At 65.3% G+C, this 15,819-nt stretch carries 16 protein-coding genes and 1 pseudogene; 4 read left to right on the top strand and 13 right to left on the bottom strand.

From position 1 onward, the window contains the following. Positions 1-37: 37 nt before the first annotated feature. From XH87_RS26955 to XH87_RS26920, 8 genes and pseudogenes are all read right to left on the bottom strand, one after another. Entirely contained in the window at positions 38-475 is a 438-nt protein-coding gene (locus XH87_RS26955; RefSeq protein ID WP_271589555.1) for an AEC family transporter, read from the bottom strand. A gap of 112 nt (positions 476-587) precedes the next feature. Further along, positions 588-980: pseudogene (locus tag XH87_RS26950) on the bottom strand (AEC family transporter); the annotation flags it as partial. A 277-nt stretch (positions 981-1,257) separates the two neighbouring features. Beyond that, positions 1,258-1,467: a hypothetical protein gene (locus XH87_RS26945; RefSeq protein WP_035700793.1), complete on the bottom strand. Its 210-nt coding sequence runs from the start codon at positions 1,465-1,467 to the stop codon at positions 1,258-1,260. Further along, positions 1,464-1,640, bottom strand: coding sequence for a hypothetical protein (locus tag XH87_RS26940; RefSeq protein WP_199763053.1), 177 nt, complete (start codon positions 1,638-1,640; stop codon positions 1,464-1,466). The genes XH87_RS26945 and XH87_RS26940 overlap by 4 nt, the downstream gene beginning before the upstream one ends. A 367-nt stretch (positions 1,641-2,007) precedes the next feature. Further along, on the bottom strand, positions 2,008-3,627 hold the full coding sequence (locus tag XH87_RS26935; RefSeq protein WP_271589759.1) for an ABC transporter ATP-binding protein: 1,620 nt from the start codon (positions 3,625-3,627) through the stop codon (positions 2,008-2,010). Positions 3,628-3,629: 2 nt separating this feature from the next. Further along, the gene (locus tag XH87_RS26930; RefSeq protein WP_271589554.1) at positions 3,630-4,469 is read right to left on the bottom strand and encodes an ABC transporter permease; all 840 of its coding nucleotides are present in this window, start codon (positions 4,467-4,469) and stop codon (positions 3,630-3,632) included. Beyond that, entirely contained in the window at positions 4,466-5,437 is a 972-nt protein-coding gene (locus XH87_RS26925) for an ABC transporter permease (protein ID WP_271589553.1), read from the bottom strand. Before XH87_RS26925 ends, XH87_RS26930 begins: the two co-directional genes overlap by 4 nt. 202 nt (positions 5,438-5,639) lie before the next feature. Continuing rightward, positions 5,640-7,190, bottom strand: a complete 1,551-nt coding sequence (locus tag XH87_RS26920; protein WP_271589552.1) for an ABC transporter substrate-binding protein — start codon at positions 7,188-7,190, stop codon at positions 5,640-5,642. A gap of 444 nt (positions 7,191-7,634) precedes the next feature. Between XH87_RS26920 and irr the strand changes: the two genes are divergently transcribed. Continuing rightward, complete coding sequence (gene irr / locus XH87_RS26915; protein ID WP_271589551.1) at positions 7,635-8,120, top strand: Fur family transcriptional regulator Irr; 486 nt, start codon at positions 7,635-7,637, stop codon at positions 8,118-8,120. A 213-nt stretch (positions 8,121-8,333) separates the two neighbouring features. Here the strand turns inward: irr and XH87_RS26910 are convergent, their stop codons facing one another. Further along, positions 8,334-9,881 (bottom strand): winged helix-turn-helix domain-containing tetratricopeptide repeat protein, encoded by a 1,548-nt coding sequence (locus XH87_RS26910; RefSeq protein ID WP_271589550.1) that lies wholly within the window; start codon positions 9,879-9,881, stop codon positions 8,334-8,336. 133 nt (positions 9,882-10,014) lie between these two features. On the opposite strand from XH87_RS26910, the gene mddA reads away from it, so the two are divergent. Both mddA and XH87_RS26900 read left to right on the top strand, forming a co-directional pair. After that, positions 10,015-10,803 carry a methanethiol S-methyltransferase gene (gene mddA, locus XH87_RS26905; protein ID WP_271589549.1) on the top strand — a complete coding sequence of 263 codons (789 nt, stop codon included), beginning with the start codon at positions 10,015-10,017 and terminating at the stop codon, positions 10,801-10,803. 89 nt (positions 10,804-10,892) lie between these two features. Further along, the gene (locus XH87_RS26900) at positions 10,893-11,315 is read left to right on the top strand and encodes a GFA family protein (RefSeq protein ID WP_035700812.1); all 423 of its coding nucleotides are present in this window, start codon (positions 10,893-10,895) and stop codon (positions 11,313-11,315) included. A gap of 70 nt (positions 11,316-11,385) precedes the next feature. On the opposite strand, the gene XH87_RS26895 is transcribed toward XH87_RS26900, so the two are convergent. After that, entirely contained in the window at positions 11,386-11,610 is a 225-nt protein-coding gene (locus XH87_RS26895; protein ID WP_158668676.1) for a cysteine rich repeat-containing protein, read from the bottom strand. Positions 11,611-11,845: 235 nt separating this feature from the next. Between XH87_RS26895 and XH87_RS26890 the strand changes: the two genes are divergently transcribed. Further along, positions 11,846-12,136: a hypothetical protein gene (locus XH87_RS26890; RefSeq protein WP_035700964.1), complete on the top strand. Its 291-nt coding sequence runs from the start codon at positions 11,846-11,848 to the stop codon at positions 12,134-12,136. A gap of 137 nt (positions 12,137-12,273) precedes the next feature. Here the strand turns inward: XH87_RS26890 and XH87_RS26885 are convergent, their stop codons facing one another. From XH87_RS26885 to XH87_RS26875, 3 genes are all read right to left on the bottom strand, one after another. Then, positions 12,274-14,235: a sensor histidine kinase gene (locus XH87_RS26885; protein ID WP_271589548.1), complete on the bottom strand. Its 1,962-nt coding sequence runs from the start codon at positions 14,233-14,235 to the stop codon at positions 12,274-12,276. Next, positions 14,232-14,915: a response regulator gene (locus XH87_RS26880; RefSeq protein WP_271589547.1), complete on the bottom strand. Its 684-nt coding sequence runs from the start codon at positions 14,913-14,915 to the stop codon at positions 14,232-14,234. The genes XH87_RS26885 and XH87_RS26880 overlap by 4 nt, the downstream gene beginning before the upstream one ends. Before the next feature lie 333 nt (positions 14,916-15,248). Then, positions 15,249-15,752: a hypothetical protein gene (locus XH87_RS26875; RefSeq protein WP_271589546.1), complete on the bottom strand. Its 504-nt coding sequence runs from the start codon at positions 15,750-15,752 to the stop codon at positions 15,249-15,251. Positions 15,753-15,819 lie beyond the last annotated feature (67 nt).

The raw sequence follows: 15,819 nt of genomic DNA, 5'->3' as shown, positions 1-15,819 counted from the left end.
TCACGAGACAGAGAGCGAGGCGGAAGCCGGTGGCCGCTCAACCTGCGCCACGCATCAGTCCGGAGAGCAGATAGAGTGCGACCAGCAATGTCGCGACCGACAGCATCGTCGTGATCGAGACCGTGGCCGCGACCAGCTTCTCCTCGACCTTGTGCTCATGCGCGAGGACATACACGGTTTTCGCCGTCGGTACGGCTGCGCAGACGACGGCCGCAACCGTGTACAGAGGGTTGAGGCCCATGACGACGCAGAGTCCGTAGACGATGAGCGGCATGACCACCAGTTTCACCGCCGCGAGTGCAAACGCCGCCTTCAGGTTGGATCGCAGGCCTTCCACGGACAAGCCAAGCCCGATAGCAAACAGCGCGCACGGCGTGAGCGCGCCAGCGATCATGTTGAGATAGGCCTCGACCGGCGCCGGAATCGGCCATCCCATCACCGCCCACGCGAGCCCAATGAAGGTCGACAGCACCATGGGATTGAGCGGGATCTTGCTTTGCCAGCCCCGTGGAGAGCGCGGACGGCCCGCGTGCACCGCGCCCTTCCAGCAGAATTACCGTGATCGGAAACATCACGGCGGCAACGAACACCGTCGCAACAGCTGCGGGCAGGACGGCGGGTTGGCCGTAGATCGCATGCAGGATCGGCAGCGCGACGAAACCGGTGTTGGTCATCGCCGCCGCCATCCCCTGGATGGTGCTGCTGGCAAGATCGTGTTTGCCACCCGTGCGGAGCGGCAGGAACACCAGCGCGAAGCAGATGAGTGAACCGCCGCCGAACGCGAGCAGAAAGCGCCATTCCAATAGATTGCGCGCCGGCTCCTGGGCGATCGTGACGATCAGCAGCGCCGGCATCGCCACATTGTAGGCAAAGTGGACCAGGGCATCGGCAAGCGAGCGGGAGAGATAGCCAACCTCGCCAGCGAGCCAGCCGGTGACGATGATCGCGAATACGGGAAGAACGAGGCTGGCGACCTCCATCCGGCTTCCCCCTTGCTGCCAATGGCCGCAACGAGAGGTTACCCCGGCAATGGAGTGACGTCACTGCCCAACGTTCAGCGAGGAGCAGGCTTGGTGGCGTGTCCCGGACGCGCGAAGCGCGAGCCGGGACCCAGGGGCTGCAAGGCTCGGCGCTGCGATGGGCCCCCGGCTCTGCAGCGCACCGCTGGACCGGACGATGCTTCGCATCGCCGGGGAAGCGCTGCGCTGCGTCCGGGGCACGAGAACGGCTTACTCCGCCGAATCGAGACGCCCGAGCTTAAATTCCACGGCCGGTCTGTTGACCGATCACGCACCGCCATGCGGCCAGTCGTTCGGCCGGATGCTGGTTCATCCATTCGGCGAGTTGCGGCGCGCCCATCAGGCAGGACTGCACCGAGACTTGCGCAAAGTCCGAAGTGGTGACGATCTGCTCGTGACAATTGGCGGGAGAGGCGAGGCTGCAAAGCACGGCGATGATTTTGATCACGATGCGTTGCCCCCGTCGCGGCCGATATATGTGCGACCGATCGCCGGTTTGTCCTGCCCTTCGCTCGCCGGATCTGCCGGCGGGAAGATGCTGTCGTAGATGGCGCGTGCCTCCTGGATGAGACGCGCTCGCTCGCGCTCGGATCTTGAGACAAATCGAATGACTTCGCCCATGCTGACTCCGAATTTCGGCTGGTGAAACGTCATGAGATGACGCTGACCATTCAATAAAGATCTATGGTGCCGCTTGCGACTTTGAAGCGGCGCGGTGGTCACGACCGAATAAAAAGCGCGTGACCGCGCCACGGAATCCCGGCGCCGGTGTTCTCACGCGCTGGGTTGTGAGGCCGTCCACCACCTCACGTCAGTTGAGCAGCTTCGGCAGCCGAGCGGGCGAATGCCGTGTCGGCCTGTCCTTGCGCCCGTCAGCGAGGAAAGTCTCACGAAGCAAATGCTGCTGGATCGAATATGTTTCGCCTCCTGCAGCGTGCAAATTCTTGGAACCATCTCGAAAGCCGGCAAATCCGCCCCGACCGCCCACTCAGGCCGCAGGCGCCCGCTCCTTGCGACCCGGCACCGCCGCGAGCAGCTCGCGCGTATAGGCATGCTCGGGCGCGGCGAACAGCTGCGCGGTGGGCTTCAGCTCGACGATGGCGCCGCGTTGCATCACCGCGATGCGGTCGCAGATCTGGGCGGCGACGCGCAGATCGTGGGTGATGAACAGCATCGACAGCCCGAGCCGCGCCTTGAGGTCTTCGAGCAGCTTCAACACCTGCGCCTGTACCGAGACGTCGAGCGCCGAGACGGCCTCGTCGGCGACGATGATCTCCGGCTCGAGCGCGAGCGCGCGTGCGATGCCGATGCGCTGGCGCTGGCCGCCGGAGAATTCGTGCGGATAACGTTCGAGCGCGCCGGCGTCCAAGCCGACCATCTTGAGGAGATCGCGGGCGCGGTCGAACGCCATCTTCGGATCGGTGCCGGCTGCGATCGGCCCGTCGGCGATGATGTGGCCGATCTTGCGCCGCGGATTGAGCGAGGCGAACGGGTCCTGGAAGATCATCTGGATGCGATGGCGTTCGGCGCGCAGCGCCTTGCCCGACAGCTGGGTGAGATCGGTCTCGCCGATCCGCACCGTGCCGCGATCAGCCTCGATCAGCCGCATCACGAGGCGCGCCACGGAGGACTTGCCGGAGCCGGATTCGCCCACGAGCCCGAGCGTCTCGCCCCTGAGGATGTTGAAATTGACCGCCCGTGCGGCATCGACGCGGCGGTCCTCGCGAAACCAGCCGCCTGATGTGACGTAGGTCTTGTCCAGCCCGATCACCTCGACCGCCCTGGCCTGGTCGTCGAGGGGCTTGCGTGCCGGCGGGTCCATCGAGGGCACGGCGGCCAGCAGCGCCTTGGTATAATCGTGCTGCGGCTCGCTGAAGACGGTTGCGGCGGGGCCTTCCTCCACGACCTTGCCGTGGCGGAGCACCACGACTTGGTCGGCGATATCGGCGACGACGCCGAAGTCGTGGGTGATGAACATCACCGCCATGTTGCGGTTGCGTTGGAGATTGCGGATCAGCTTGAGAATCTGCGCCTGCGTGGTGACGTCGAGCGCGGTGGTCGGCTCGTCCGCGACCAGCACGGCCGGTTCGAGCGCGAGCGCCATCGCGATCATGGCGCGCTGGCGCTGGCCGCCGGAGAGCTGGTGCGGATAGGCGCGCACGATGCGTTCGGGGTCGGGCAGGCCGACTTCCCGCGCCAAAGCCAGCGCTCTCGCGCGCCGCTCCTTCGGCGTCAGCAGGCCGTGCGCCTCGAACATCTCCGCCATCTGGTCGCCGATCCGCATCAGCGGATTGAGCGCGGTCATCGGCTCCTGGAAGACCATCGCCAGCCGGCGGCCGCGCAGGTCGCGCCAGCCGTCGTCGTCGAGCTCGAGCAGGTCGCGGCCTTCGAACTGGATCTCGCCGGAGGCGACCGAGACCGTATCCGGCAGCAGGCCCATCAGCGCATGCGCGCACATCGACTTGCCGGAGCCGGATTCGCCGACCACGCAGACGATTTTGCCGGGCCGCAGATCCAGCGAGACGCCGTCGACGGCGAACGGACGTTCGGCGCCCTTGGGCAGCGCGATCCTGAGGTTCCTGATGGTGACGGCGGGCGGGGCGGTCATCATCAGCGGCCCTCCCGCGACAGGCGCGGATTGAGGGCGTCGTTGAGGCCTTCTCCGATCAGATTGAGGCCGAGCACAGAGATCAGGATGGCGATGCCGGGGAACACCGTGATCCACCAGGCCTGGCGGATCACGGTGCGGCCGGCGCCGACCATGTAGCCCCAGGAAATCAGATTGGGATCGCCGAGGCCGAGGAAAGACAGCGAGGATTCCAGGAGGATCGCGGTCGCCACCATCAGCGAGGCCAGCACGATCACGGGCGACAACGCGTTGGGCAGGATCTCGCGCAGGATGATCCAGCTGTTGCTCTGGCCGGTGACCACGGCGGCCTGGACATATTCGCGCGTGCGCAGCGACAGCACCTCGCCGCGGACGAGGCGGGCCACCGGCGGCCAGCTCACCACCGCGATCGAGGCCACGATCGAATAGATCGAAGGCTGCAGGATCGCGACCAGCACGATCGCCAGCGCGAAGCTCGGAATGGTCTGGAAGAACTCGGTGAAGCGCATCAGCGCATCGTCGACCTTGCCGCCGAAATAGCCGGCCATGGCGCCGATCGGCACGCCGACGATCAGGGCGACCAGGGTTGAGACGAGGCCGACCAGCAGCGAGACCCGTGCGCCGAAGATCATGCCGGCGAACACGTCGCGACCGAGCGCGTCGGTCCCGAGCGGCACGGTCGAGAGCGTGAAGGGGGGCAGGAACGGCCGCTGCACCATGCGCCAGGGCGAGTTCGGGAACAGCATCGGTCCGAACACCGCGACCGAGATCGCAAGCAGCAGGATGATGAGCCCGACGACGCCGCTCGGGCTTTTCAGCATCGATTTCCAGAACTGTTTCATGAGGCGAATTCGATGCGTGGGTCGACCAGTCGGTAGACCAGGTCGGTGATGAGGTTGAAGATCAGGACCATGGCGGAGCAGATCACGAAGACGCCGAGCAGCAGATTGTAGTCGCGCTGCAGCAGGGCGTCGTACATCAGGCGCCCGATGCCGGGCCAGGCGAACACGGTCTCGGTGATGACGGCGCCGCCGATCAGCGTGCCCGAATGGACGCCGGCGAGCGTCACGACGGGAAGCAGCGCATTGCGCAGCACATGGCGGCGCTGGATCACGGCATCGGAGAGACCCTTCGCACGCGCCGTCTTGACGAAGTCGAGCCGCTTCACCTCCAGCATCGAGGCGCGCGTCATGCGGGTGTAGGTCGCCATGAAGAACAGGCCGAGCGTCATCGCCGGCATGATCAGGTGTTTGGCGACGTCGAGCGCATGGGCAAGGCCGGTGAGATTGGCACCGACCGTCTCGTAACCGAAGCTCGGCAGCCAGTCGAAGGCGACCGAGAACAGCAGAATGCCCATCAGCGCCACCCAGAAGATCGGCATGGCGTAGAAGACCAGCGCGAACACGGTGATGCCGGTGTCGAGAAAGGTGCCGGCAAAGCGCGCGGCGAAGGTGCCGAACAGGATGCCGAGCGCGAGCGAGATCGCAAATGCGGTCAGCGTCAGCAGCAGCGTCGCGGGCAGCCGTTCGCCGATCAGCTTTGCGACCGGCGCCTGCTGGCGGAAGGAGAAGCCGAGGTCGAGGCCGACGACGCCCTTGACGTAGATGAAGAGCTGCTCCGGGAGCGGCTTGTCGAGGCCGAACTTTTCCCGGAGCTGCTTGACGAAGACCTGATCGCTGGCCCCGGCCTCGCCAGCCATCACCATCGCGGGGTCGCCAGGCGCAAGCCGGATCAGGAAGAAATTGAGGACGACGATCGCGAGCAGGACGATCACGCCCTTCACGACACGCTGAGCGACGAAGGAGAGCATCTAGTGAGTCATATTGGTGATGTGACCTGGAGCCACGGAGGCGGAGTGACTCCCTCGCCCCGCTTGCGGGGAGAGGGTTGGGGTGAGGGGGCTCTCCGCGAGGGTATCAGCAGTCGGACTCGTCGAGACTCCCCCTCAACCGAATGTGCGCTATGCGCACATTCGACCTCTCCCCGCAGACGGGGAGAGGCGAAGGACGGGCTCACTTGTCGAGCCATGCGTCCTTGAAGCCGTCGTTGACCCCGATCGCCGTGGTGATCAGGTTCTTGACTTTGCAGCGCGTGATGGTCGGGAACTGCAGCTCGAGCATCCAGGCCACCGGCACGTCCTCGACCAGGATCTTCTGCGCCTTCTCGTAGATCTCCTTGCGCTTGGAATCCGGGGTTGCGACCGCGCCGTCGGCGAACAGCTTGTCGATCTCCGGATTGGTATAGCCCTCGACGTTGTTGAACATCTGGCCCTTGGCGATGTTGCTGGAGATGTAGTTGCGGCCGACCCCGAGCGCTGGATCGCCGTACTGGTAGAGATAGGTGAAGGCGATGTCGTAGTCCCAGTCGGCGATCTTCTGGTTGCCGCCGGCAACGTCGGTGGCGATGGTCTCGATGTTCATGCCGACGTCCTGAAGGTTCTGCTTCACGGCTTCACCCCAGCGCTGCCAGGTCTCGCCATAGGCGAGCGGCAGCAGGCGGATCTTCTCGCCCTTGTAGCCGGCTTCCTTCAGCAGCGCCTTGGCCTTGGCCGGATCGAACGGATATTTCTCCACGTCGTCGGTGTAGTACTTGATGGTCGAGGCGGACGGACCGGTCGCGACCTTGCCGAGCCCGTTCCAGATCACGTCCTTGGCGAAGTCGCGGTCGATCGCATACATGATCGCCTGCCGCACCCGCTTGTCGGCGAGAGGGCCCTGGCGGTTGTTGAGCCACAGCCAGGCCAGCGGCGAGAAGAATTCCCAGCCCGCGCCGGTGACGCAGGTGTCCTTCAGCTTGGAGAGCCGCGGCACGTCGAAATTCTCGACCGAGCCACCGGGCAGCACGTCGACCTTGCCGGTCTCATACGCCACCGAACGCGCCGCGGCGTCGGGAATGATCTGCCAGTAGATCTCGTCGATATAGGGCTTGCCCTTCTCGTAATAGTTCGGGTTCTTGACCAGGCGGATGAACGAGCCCTTCTGCCACTCCTTGAACATGAAGGGGCCGGTGCCCACGGGGGCGTTGTTGTAGGGATTGGTCTTCCAGTCGGTGCCTTCGTAGAGATGCTTCGGCACCATCGGCATCGAGCCGACCTCGAAGATGCCGAGGAAGGGGCCGAATGGCTGCTTCAGCGTGAATACGACGGTGTAGTCGTCAGGCGCCTCGATCTTGTCGACCTGCGCCAGGTTGGTGCGGGCACGCGCATGCGTCTTCTTCAGCATCTCGATCGAGAACAGGACGTCGGCGGCGGTGAAGGGCTTGCCGTCATGCCAGGTCACGCCCTTCCTCAGCTTGAAAGTGTAGGTTTTTGCGTCCTCGCTGATGCTCCAGCTCTCGGCAAGCTCCGGCTGCGGCTCGAGCTTCGGGCTGTAGCGCAGCAGGCCTTCGAAGATGTTGCCCGACACCATCTGGGTCGGGCCGTTCTGGACCAGCGCAAGCATCAGGCCGGGCGGTTCGGGCTGGATCACGGCATTGATCGTGCCACCCGTTTTCGGCTCTTGCGCCAGTGCCGGGGCCGCGAGGCCGCAAGCCAGGAGAAGACCAAGCAACACTCTTTTCGGCATGTCGTATCTTTCTCAAGCGAGACCAGCCGTAGACGCTTCGCAACGTCCTCGCGTGCAAAGCTACGGTCGGCCCATCCCAGTCCCCATCCGGTATCGAGGCTCACACAGTCTCGTTCGGCGCCGCAAGATGAAAGTCTCGACAGTGTTCGCACAAAAAATGTACAGCGCGTCCTGTTTTGACGTCGGCTCCTCTGCCACGTCAGGCTGGCTCGGGCGACCAGGGGCCTTGAGCAGATGCCGATGGTGATTGCACAAGTGTGCGCCTGCGACCAAAAGCATCAGGCCATCATGCTGTGCCGAGCGCCGGGCTGCCGCTCGGCAGGCGCCTCAGAGACGGATCCGCCGAATTTGATCCGGATCAAAGCCGGGCGACCGCTTTTGCGATCGAATGGCAACTGGACGCGCGCTGCGCGTCCTGTTCCCCTGGGCCGTGAGACGTGATCGATGGACATTCAGGCCACGACTATCCCTGCGGGCGACGATAGTGGGCCTGACGTCGTCGGCCTCGATCTATCGCCGGAGGCGGGCGTGCAGCACTGCCTGCAGCTGCTGAACAATGCCGGCCTGCGTCCGACGCGCCAGCGCCTGGCGCTCGGCCAATTGCTGTTCCTTGGCGGCCATCGTCACGTCACTGCAGAGAGTCTCCATGAAGAGGCGATGGCGGCGAACGCGTATCTGTCCCTCGCGACCGTCTACAACACGCTGAACCAGTTCACCGAAGCCGGCCTGCTGCGCAGGATCGCGGCCGACGGCATCAAGTCGTTCTTCGATACCGACACGTCCGTGCATCCGCACTTCTATCTCGAAGGCGAGGATATGCTGGTCGACGTAGCCGACGGCCTGGCTTTCACCCAGGTGCCCGAGGCGCTTCCCGGCCACGAGATCGCGCGGCTCGACGTCATCGTCCACCTGCGCCGGAAGCGAAAGTAGCGCCACTGTGCTCTTACCCTCCCCTGGAGGGGTCCGGGACGAGCGTAGCTCGCCCGTGGTCGATCGCGCGCAGCGCGAGCGGGGTGGGGTGATCTCTCCACTCGGGCACTGTTGGACGTGGGGAGACCGTCACCCCACCCCGTCTCACATTTCGCTTCGCTCAATGTGAGCCGATCCTCCCCCTCCAGGGGAGGGTAAGAGCAGCGTCGCGCCTTACCGCAATCCTGCGCGCCGGAATCCCTCGAGATAGTGCTCGCGATCCCGGTCATTGGCCCACGGCAGTTGCGTCGCGATCCAGTGCAGCGAGATGCCCGGCTGGGTGCGGCGGAGCTCGCCGAGCGCCATCGCCGCAAGCGTCCCGTCGCCCGTCATGCCGGCGCAGACCGCGAGGACGCGGTAGGCGCCGGTGAGGTCGCCGCGATGGCGGATCGCCTCGCGCGCCAGCGCGATGGCCTCGTCATAATGCCGTTCGGTGAAGCGCGCATAGGCGGCGATGCCGTGATAGATCGCCAGCGACGGATCGCGCGGCGACAGCCGGATCGCCCGTTGCGCGGCCTCGAACGAATCCTTAGGTCGTCCCGCATAGGACAGCGCCAGTGCGTAATAGCTCTGCGCCAGCGAGAAGTTCGGATTGAGCGCGAGCGCCTGCTCGAACTCGGACAGCGCGTCCGCAAGCCTGCGTGTCGAGAAGCAGACGCTGCCGAGCGCGGCATGCGCCCAGCCGTCCTCATGGTCGCAGCGCACCGCTGCGAGCGCAGCGGCTTCGGCGACCGGGGCGACGGTGGCCAGCTCGGCCCAGCCGAGATGCACGCCGAACATGTCGTTCACGGCCAGCACCGACAGCGCCTGGCCGTAATTCGGATCGATTCCGATTGCGCGTTCGAGCAGCGCCCGCGCGGCCTCGTGATCCCGCCGCGTCACGCGCCAGAAATGCGACAAGGCGCGCATCAGCAGGTCCCAGGCGTCCAGGCTCGCCGGCGGCTTGCGATGGGCGCGAAAATTCTCCGCCGCATGGATCTGCGGCTCGATCGCCGCGGCGATCGCGTTGGTGATCTCGTCCTGCACGGCGAAGACGTCGACGAGCTCGCGGTCGTAGCGCTCGGCCCAGAGATGGTTTCCCGACACGGCGTCGTTGAGCTGCGCGGTGATGCGCACCCGGTTGTCCGCCTTGCGCACGCTGCCTTCGACGATGTAGCGGACGCCGAGTTCCTCGGCGATCTGCCCGATGTGCACCGCGCGTCCCCTGTAGGTGAAGGACGAGTTGCGGGCGATGACCATGAACCAGCGCTGCTTCGACAGCGCCGTGAGGATGTCCTCGCTGATCCCGTCGCCGAAATAGTCCTGCGCGGGATCGCCGCTCATGTTTTCGAAGGCGAGCACCGCGATCGCCGGACGGTCGGCCGCGCGCGGGGGATCAGGCTTGGCTTCCGCCCGCGCCGGGGATGCCGCCGTTTCTTCCCGGACCTCGCCAACGAAGCGAAAGCCCTTGCGCGGAATGGTCTTGATCAGCCGCTGCGTCGCGCCGTCATCGCCCAGCGCCTTGCGCGCGGCGTTGATCCGGCTGTTCAGGGCGGAATCCGAGACGGCGCGGTCGCTCCAGATCTGGCTGATCAGGTCATCCTTGCTGACCACACGCTCGCGTTGCGCGACCAGATAAAGCAAGAGATCGAACACCTGCGGCTGCAACGGAACAGCTGCCCCGTCGCAAATGAGCTCCCGAAGGTCACCGTCGAGCACGTTGTTTTCAAAGCGAAATCGCACGTTTTCGTCGTCTCAAGCAAAAATCAAAGTCGTCTCAGGCGAAAATCAACCGTCCGCGAAAGTCTCAGGGCGTCCGATCCGGCATGGTGCGAATACCAAACCGTGTCGATGTCTCGGCACAACGGAGCGTTTCATGACCCAAATCGATCACCAGGTTCATTCCATCGGCCCGGAGGTTACGGGCTCACGCATCTTCAGGTTCATCGCCTTTCTTTACGGAATTGCGGCGTATCTCGTATTTTTCGTCACCGTTCTCTACGCCATCGGCTTCGTCATGGGAGTGATGGTTCCCAAGACCATCGACACCGGAAGCGATACGCCGACGGTCGAGGCCGTCATCATCAATCTCCTCCTGATGACGCTGTTCGCCCTTCAACACAGCGTGATGGCTCGCAAGCAGTTCAAGGCCTGGTGGACGCAGTTCGTCCCCAAGGCGGTCGAGCGAAGCACGTACGTGCTGTTCGCGAGCCTGTCACTGCTCCTGCTGTTCTGGCAGTGGCGCCCGCTGCCGTCGATCATATGGAACGTCGAGAATCCGGATCTCGCCGTGACACTGGTCACGCTGTCCTTCGCCGGCTGGGTGCTGGTGTTCACCTCGACCTTCATGATCAACCATTTCGAATTGTTCGGATTGAATCAGGTGACCGACCACCTCGTCGGCAAGGAAGCGGCGCCGCCGCGCTTCAAGACGCCGCTGCTCTACAAGTTCGTCCGTCATCCGATCTATCTCGGTTTCATCATCGCGTTCTGGGCGGCGCCGGTCATGACCGCGGGGCATCTGCTGTTCGCGGCCGTGACCACGCTCTACATCTTCGTCGGCATCGCGCTGGAGGAGAGCGATCTCGTCGCGCTCTTCGGCGACGAGTACCGGCAGTACAAACAACGGGTGTCGATGCTTATTCCCTGGCGCCGGTCAGTATAGTCTCGGCCCCGCCCCGCGCGCCCGCCGAAAGCCGGACGCGCGGGGCGCCGACGCGCGATAACGATCCTTCATAAAACGGTGACGTCCAAATGAAACATGTCGGAAACTGCTTCTGTGGCGCGGTGACGGTCGAGGTCACGGGCGCGCCGGAGGCGATGGGCTATTGCCATTGCCGCTCCTGCCGCTCCTGGTCGGGCGGCCCGGTCAACGCCTTCAGCCTGTGGAAGCCAGAGGCGGTGCGCATAACCGAGGGCGCCCAGAATGTCGAGACCTTCGCCAAGACGCCGCTCAGCCAGCGCAAATATTGCAGGAAATGCGGCGGCCATCTCATGACCAACCATCCGCCGCTCGGTCTGGTCGACGTCTTCACCGCCACCATCCCGACCCTCGCGTTCGCGCCCGGCGTCCACGTCAACTATGCCGAGACCGTGCTGCCGATGCGCGACGGCCTGCCCAAGCTGAAGGATTTTCCGGCCGAGTTCGGCGGCAGCGGCGAGATGATGCAGGAATAGCGGCGCTGGCTTCATGAGGGCGGCAGTGCGCCGCCCTCTCTGCTTTCTCCCAAGGGAGACGGATGACGGACTAGCCTCCGCGCGCTTCGACGACCTTGCGGCAGGAATCCGAGAGCTTCGACTTGTTCTCGCGCAGGCAGGCATTCATCTGCGGCGGCTTGCCGACATGTTCGGCGCAGAATTTGCTGGCGTCGCCGCGGCAGGCCATTTGCTCCTGGAGCGATGGGCCGGACTGTGCAGCAGCGGGCAGGGCGGCCGCGGCGAGCAGCAGCGCGGCAAGAACCGAAATCTTCATAAAGCACCTCTTTGGAATCCTCGTTGGTCCCGACCGGGATCACGCGGCCCGGACCATCCCGCGAAGCCGGGGCGCCGGTCCATGCCATGTTCATGGCGTCGGCTCGGCCTCCCGACCGCCGCACCCCCATTTTCATGGCATGTATCGGCGCGCCGACTTTTGCCATTCAGGCTGCACCTCGGCTGCGAAACCCGGTGATTGCATCGGGACGCCGAACGGGAAGCAGGAGAGCAAGATGGCGAAGAGAGCTGGAGCGCTGAGCGCCGGGCTGACGATCATGGCCCTGGCGGGCGCGGCGATGGTGTCGCTGGGCACCAGCCCGGCGCAGGCGGTGGTCTATTGCAAGACCGTCGGGGTGCCCAAGGGCTGCGTGGCGCGGCCGACTGCGGCGGTGGTGGTGGCGCCGGGAGCGCCGGTTGCGCGGGCTGCGGTCGCGACCCCCGGTCTCGGCGCGCCCGGCGTCGGCGTGCGCGCAGGTACGCCGATGAATCGCGGCGGCCCGGTCAATCGCGTCGGCGTGCGCTGATATTTTCGTTCGATTGAATTGATTGCATCGCTTCGGGCCAACGGGGCCTGCGGACGAACACCCCCCGTCCTCCGCAGGCAGATGTCCTGGCCCGTCCCCTCTCTCCGTGCGCCTCACACGTTCGGGGAGGGGGCCTTTCAGCCCGCAGCCGCGTCGCTGTCGGGGAAACGCTGCGGCAATTGCAGCCGCACGCGCGTGCCCGAGGCATCGGAATTCAGATCGAGCACAGCGCCGCAGCGCGCGGCGCGGCTTCTCATGTTGCGCAGGCCGCGCGCGGTCTGGCCCGCGCCCGCGGCTTCGCCATTGCCGGCCATCGCAAAGCCGCTTCCGTCATCCGTGACGCTGATCACGCCGCAAGGCCCCAGGCCGCCGTCATGCGTTTCGATGGTGACCGCGACGTGGCGGGCCTGCGCGTGCTTGACCGCGTTGGTCACGGCCTCGTCGAGGATGCGCACGATCTGGATGACGTGCCATGGCCTGAGCTCGGGATGCAGCGGCAGGCCCTGCGGCGTCGCCACGCGCCAGTCGAGCGCGATGTCGTGCGGCCGCAATTGCGCCGTGGCGCGCTCGCGCCAGGAGCCGAGCGCGAGCATCAGGTCGCCGCCGATGTCGTCCATGGAATCGATGACGAGGCGCAGATCCTTCAGCGCCGCGCGGGCGGCATCCGTGATGGTCGCGCCCTCGCTGCCGCGCTCGGACAGTGCGACGATGCTCACGAGCTGGCCGCCGAGGCCGTCATGCAGGTCCCGCATCAGGCGCGTGCGCTCGTTGGCGAGCGCAGCGGCGCGGGCGCGTTCCTCCTCGCGGGCAAAGCTTGCTTTCAGCCTTTCCTCGGCTTCGCGCACGCGCGTCACGAGCTGACCGGCGAAGCTGTCGACCTGGTTCAACGCGCGGGCAAAGCGCCAGGTCAGCCCGGCGCCGATCGCGACCAGCATCGCCGAATAGGACAGGCGCGAGACGAAGATGCGATCGTTGGCCGAGATCTCGAGCACGGTGAGCATGTCCTGGATCCAGCAGACCAGCACGATGGTCACCGCGCAGCCGATCGTGAAGCTCGCCGCGTCCTGCCGCCGCACCACCGCGGTTGCCGTGACGCAGGCCATCAGGAACAGGCAGAGCCCGACGGTGGGGATGCCGAGCACCAGGAAAAGGACGCGCGGCAGCGGCGGGCCCCCGATCAGCCCGACCACGAACACCACGACGCCGGGCACGAACAGCAGCGTGCCGTAGCGCGGCCAGCGCCAGCCGAAGAACAGCACGCCGAACACGACGATCAGCGCGCTCTCGATCGGTGCGGACGCCAGCAGCACCGCGGCAAGCCGGGATACCGTGGCCGGCGGCACCGGCGGCGGCGCGAACGCCTGCACCACGCCGAGCACCATCGCGGCGGCCAGCACGCCATAGACCGGCTCGTGGCGCCGCATCAGCCACATGATCGCGAGGATGACGGCCAGGATCGCCTGCCAGGCGGAGAACACCACCGGCAGCGTGACGAACAGCAGCGTGCGTGTCTCATAGGCCGGGCGCAGGGCGGCATCCGGCCCGACATAGACGGTGTCGAGAAAGCCCTTCAATGGTCCCCACACCAACAGCCGCACCGTGATCTCGTTGCTGCCCTCGCGCAGCAGCGAAGCGGGGATGGCTGCGATCTCAGGTGTGTTGCGGTCGGGCCGGTTGGCATTGGCATCGCGCCGGGAGTCGAGCACGACGACGCCGTTGACGGCGACCTCCACCGCGTTGCTGAAGCGCGGCAGGTACACCGACCAGCCCGAGGCCGCATCGGCGCTCCGGAACGCGAAGGCGCCGGTGTAGAACGGCGGGTCGGCCAGGGCGTAGCGCGACGACGTGAAATGCGGCAGCGTCACGGGGCGCGTCAGGCCGTCTTCCCGCGCCGAAAAATCGCTTAACGCGAAGTCTTCGGGGTCGCTCGGCTGCAGCAGCCGCAGGCCGAGAATGGTGGCGATCACGATCAGGGCCTGGAGCAGCAGATAGGGCACGAGGCGCGAGGCCAGCAGCCGGCGCCGTGCGGGTTTGGCCGGTGCCTTCGCAGGTGCCTTCCTGGGTGCCTTCGTAGGTGCTTTGGCCGCGATCTCGCTCACAGCTTGATCAGGCCCTGCTGCACCGCCTCGAACACCGCTTCGCTGCGCGTGTGCACTTCGAGCTTGCGATAGATGTTCTTGATGTGGCCGGGCACGGTCTGCCTAGACAGGCCGAGATGGTTCGCGATCTCGGCATAGCTGAAGCCTTTTGCGATGCCCCACAGGATGTCGATCTCGCGCGGGGTCAGCCTCGCCGTGTTGAGCGCAGGCCCGGGCGGCGGCTCCGCCGAATTCTGTGCGGCGCCTTGCGTTCTGCGGACGATGAAACGGGCGATCGAGGCCGAGATCGGCGAATGTCCCGCGACCAGGTCGCGCACGGTGGTGGCGATGTCGGTGGGAAAGGCGTCCTTGAGCAGATAGCCGGTGGCGCCGACCGTGATTGCGGAAATCACGCTCTCCTCGTCGCCGAGCGCGGAGATCACCATGATCTCGGTGTCTGGAGAGCGCTGCCTCATCTCGCGAATCAGCTCGACGCCGTGCCCGTCGGGCAGCCGCAGGTCGGTCAGCAGCACGCGCGGCGCGCCGCCGCTCAGGGCCTGCCGCGCCTCCGCGAGCGTCCCGGCGCTACGCACCTCGTAACCGGCCTTGACCAGCGCATTCTGCAGCCGCCAGCAGGTCGGCGCGTCGTCCTCGACGAGGAGGATGGTGATGGCTTCACCCGTCTCGCCCTGTTCGGTCATGATCATCGTCCCGCGACCCGCGTGTCCCCCGCGGTGCGAGGCAAGTCTAGCCGCAGCGCGGACGCGGTGACACCCATAATCATGGGGGCGGCAATGATACGGTCCCCAGGGGGACCAAGGCTCCATGCAGCCTCCGGAACATGTCCTATATTGCTTTGAGAGATATGAACGAATCCGGGTCGCGAGGTTGAGCCGCATGGCTAACCGTTGACCAAAGGTCAGATGCCAACTTAACGCGCGGCGGCCGATCTCATCGGCAGTCTAGTCTGAGCACGATCAACCCCCTTTAGAAACCTTGGATCACAACGCGATCGGAACCGTTGGGTCGCTACGTTAATGTCCGACGAATTGGCGAGTTTCGCGTGGCAGATGAGCAGTGATCGCTCCCTGCGTTTCGTGCCCGGAGCACCGTGAATACATTGCTGCAAGCGAGGCTCCGCTCAACAACGTTCCGCGCCGGGTCAGTCCCCCACGCTGATTGATCCAACGCTGAACTTCGATTGGGTATAGCGAATACAGAAGGTCGGTAGCTTCGCGTTTGGTTTGCCTGCGGACACGCGGGGCCGGGTTGTAGGCGGCATGGAACAGGAGTTCGGCGCGAGAAGTCACGCATATCTTGTCACGAGGAATAATACCGACAACGATCGTGCAGGCGGATGCGCAATACCCGTCGATTACGATCGCATCGCCTGTGGCCCGCAGACATTCGTCCCGGGCAACATAGTTTCCGATCCCGCCGCCGGGATCGTTCACGATCCGTATCTCGGCATTGCACCCGTCAGCTTTCATGAGCAGAAAAGCGGCGAGAAGCTGGATCATGGCGCTTTTTTCGATCATTCGAAGCCAATCACATCGGGGCTCTGGATCTGGAGAGGGGCGCCTAGGCACGTCTACGAGCTGGGTT

Source organism: Bradyrhizobium sp. CCBAU 53415 (genome assembly GCF_028128735.1).
GTDB lineage: Bacteria > Pseudomonadota > Alphaproteobacteria > Rhizobiales > Xanthobacteraceae > Bradyrhizobium.
Note: the sequence above shows the minus strand (reverse complement) of the source record. Positions and strands in the feature narration are given on the sequence as shown.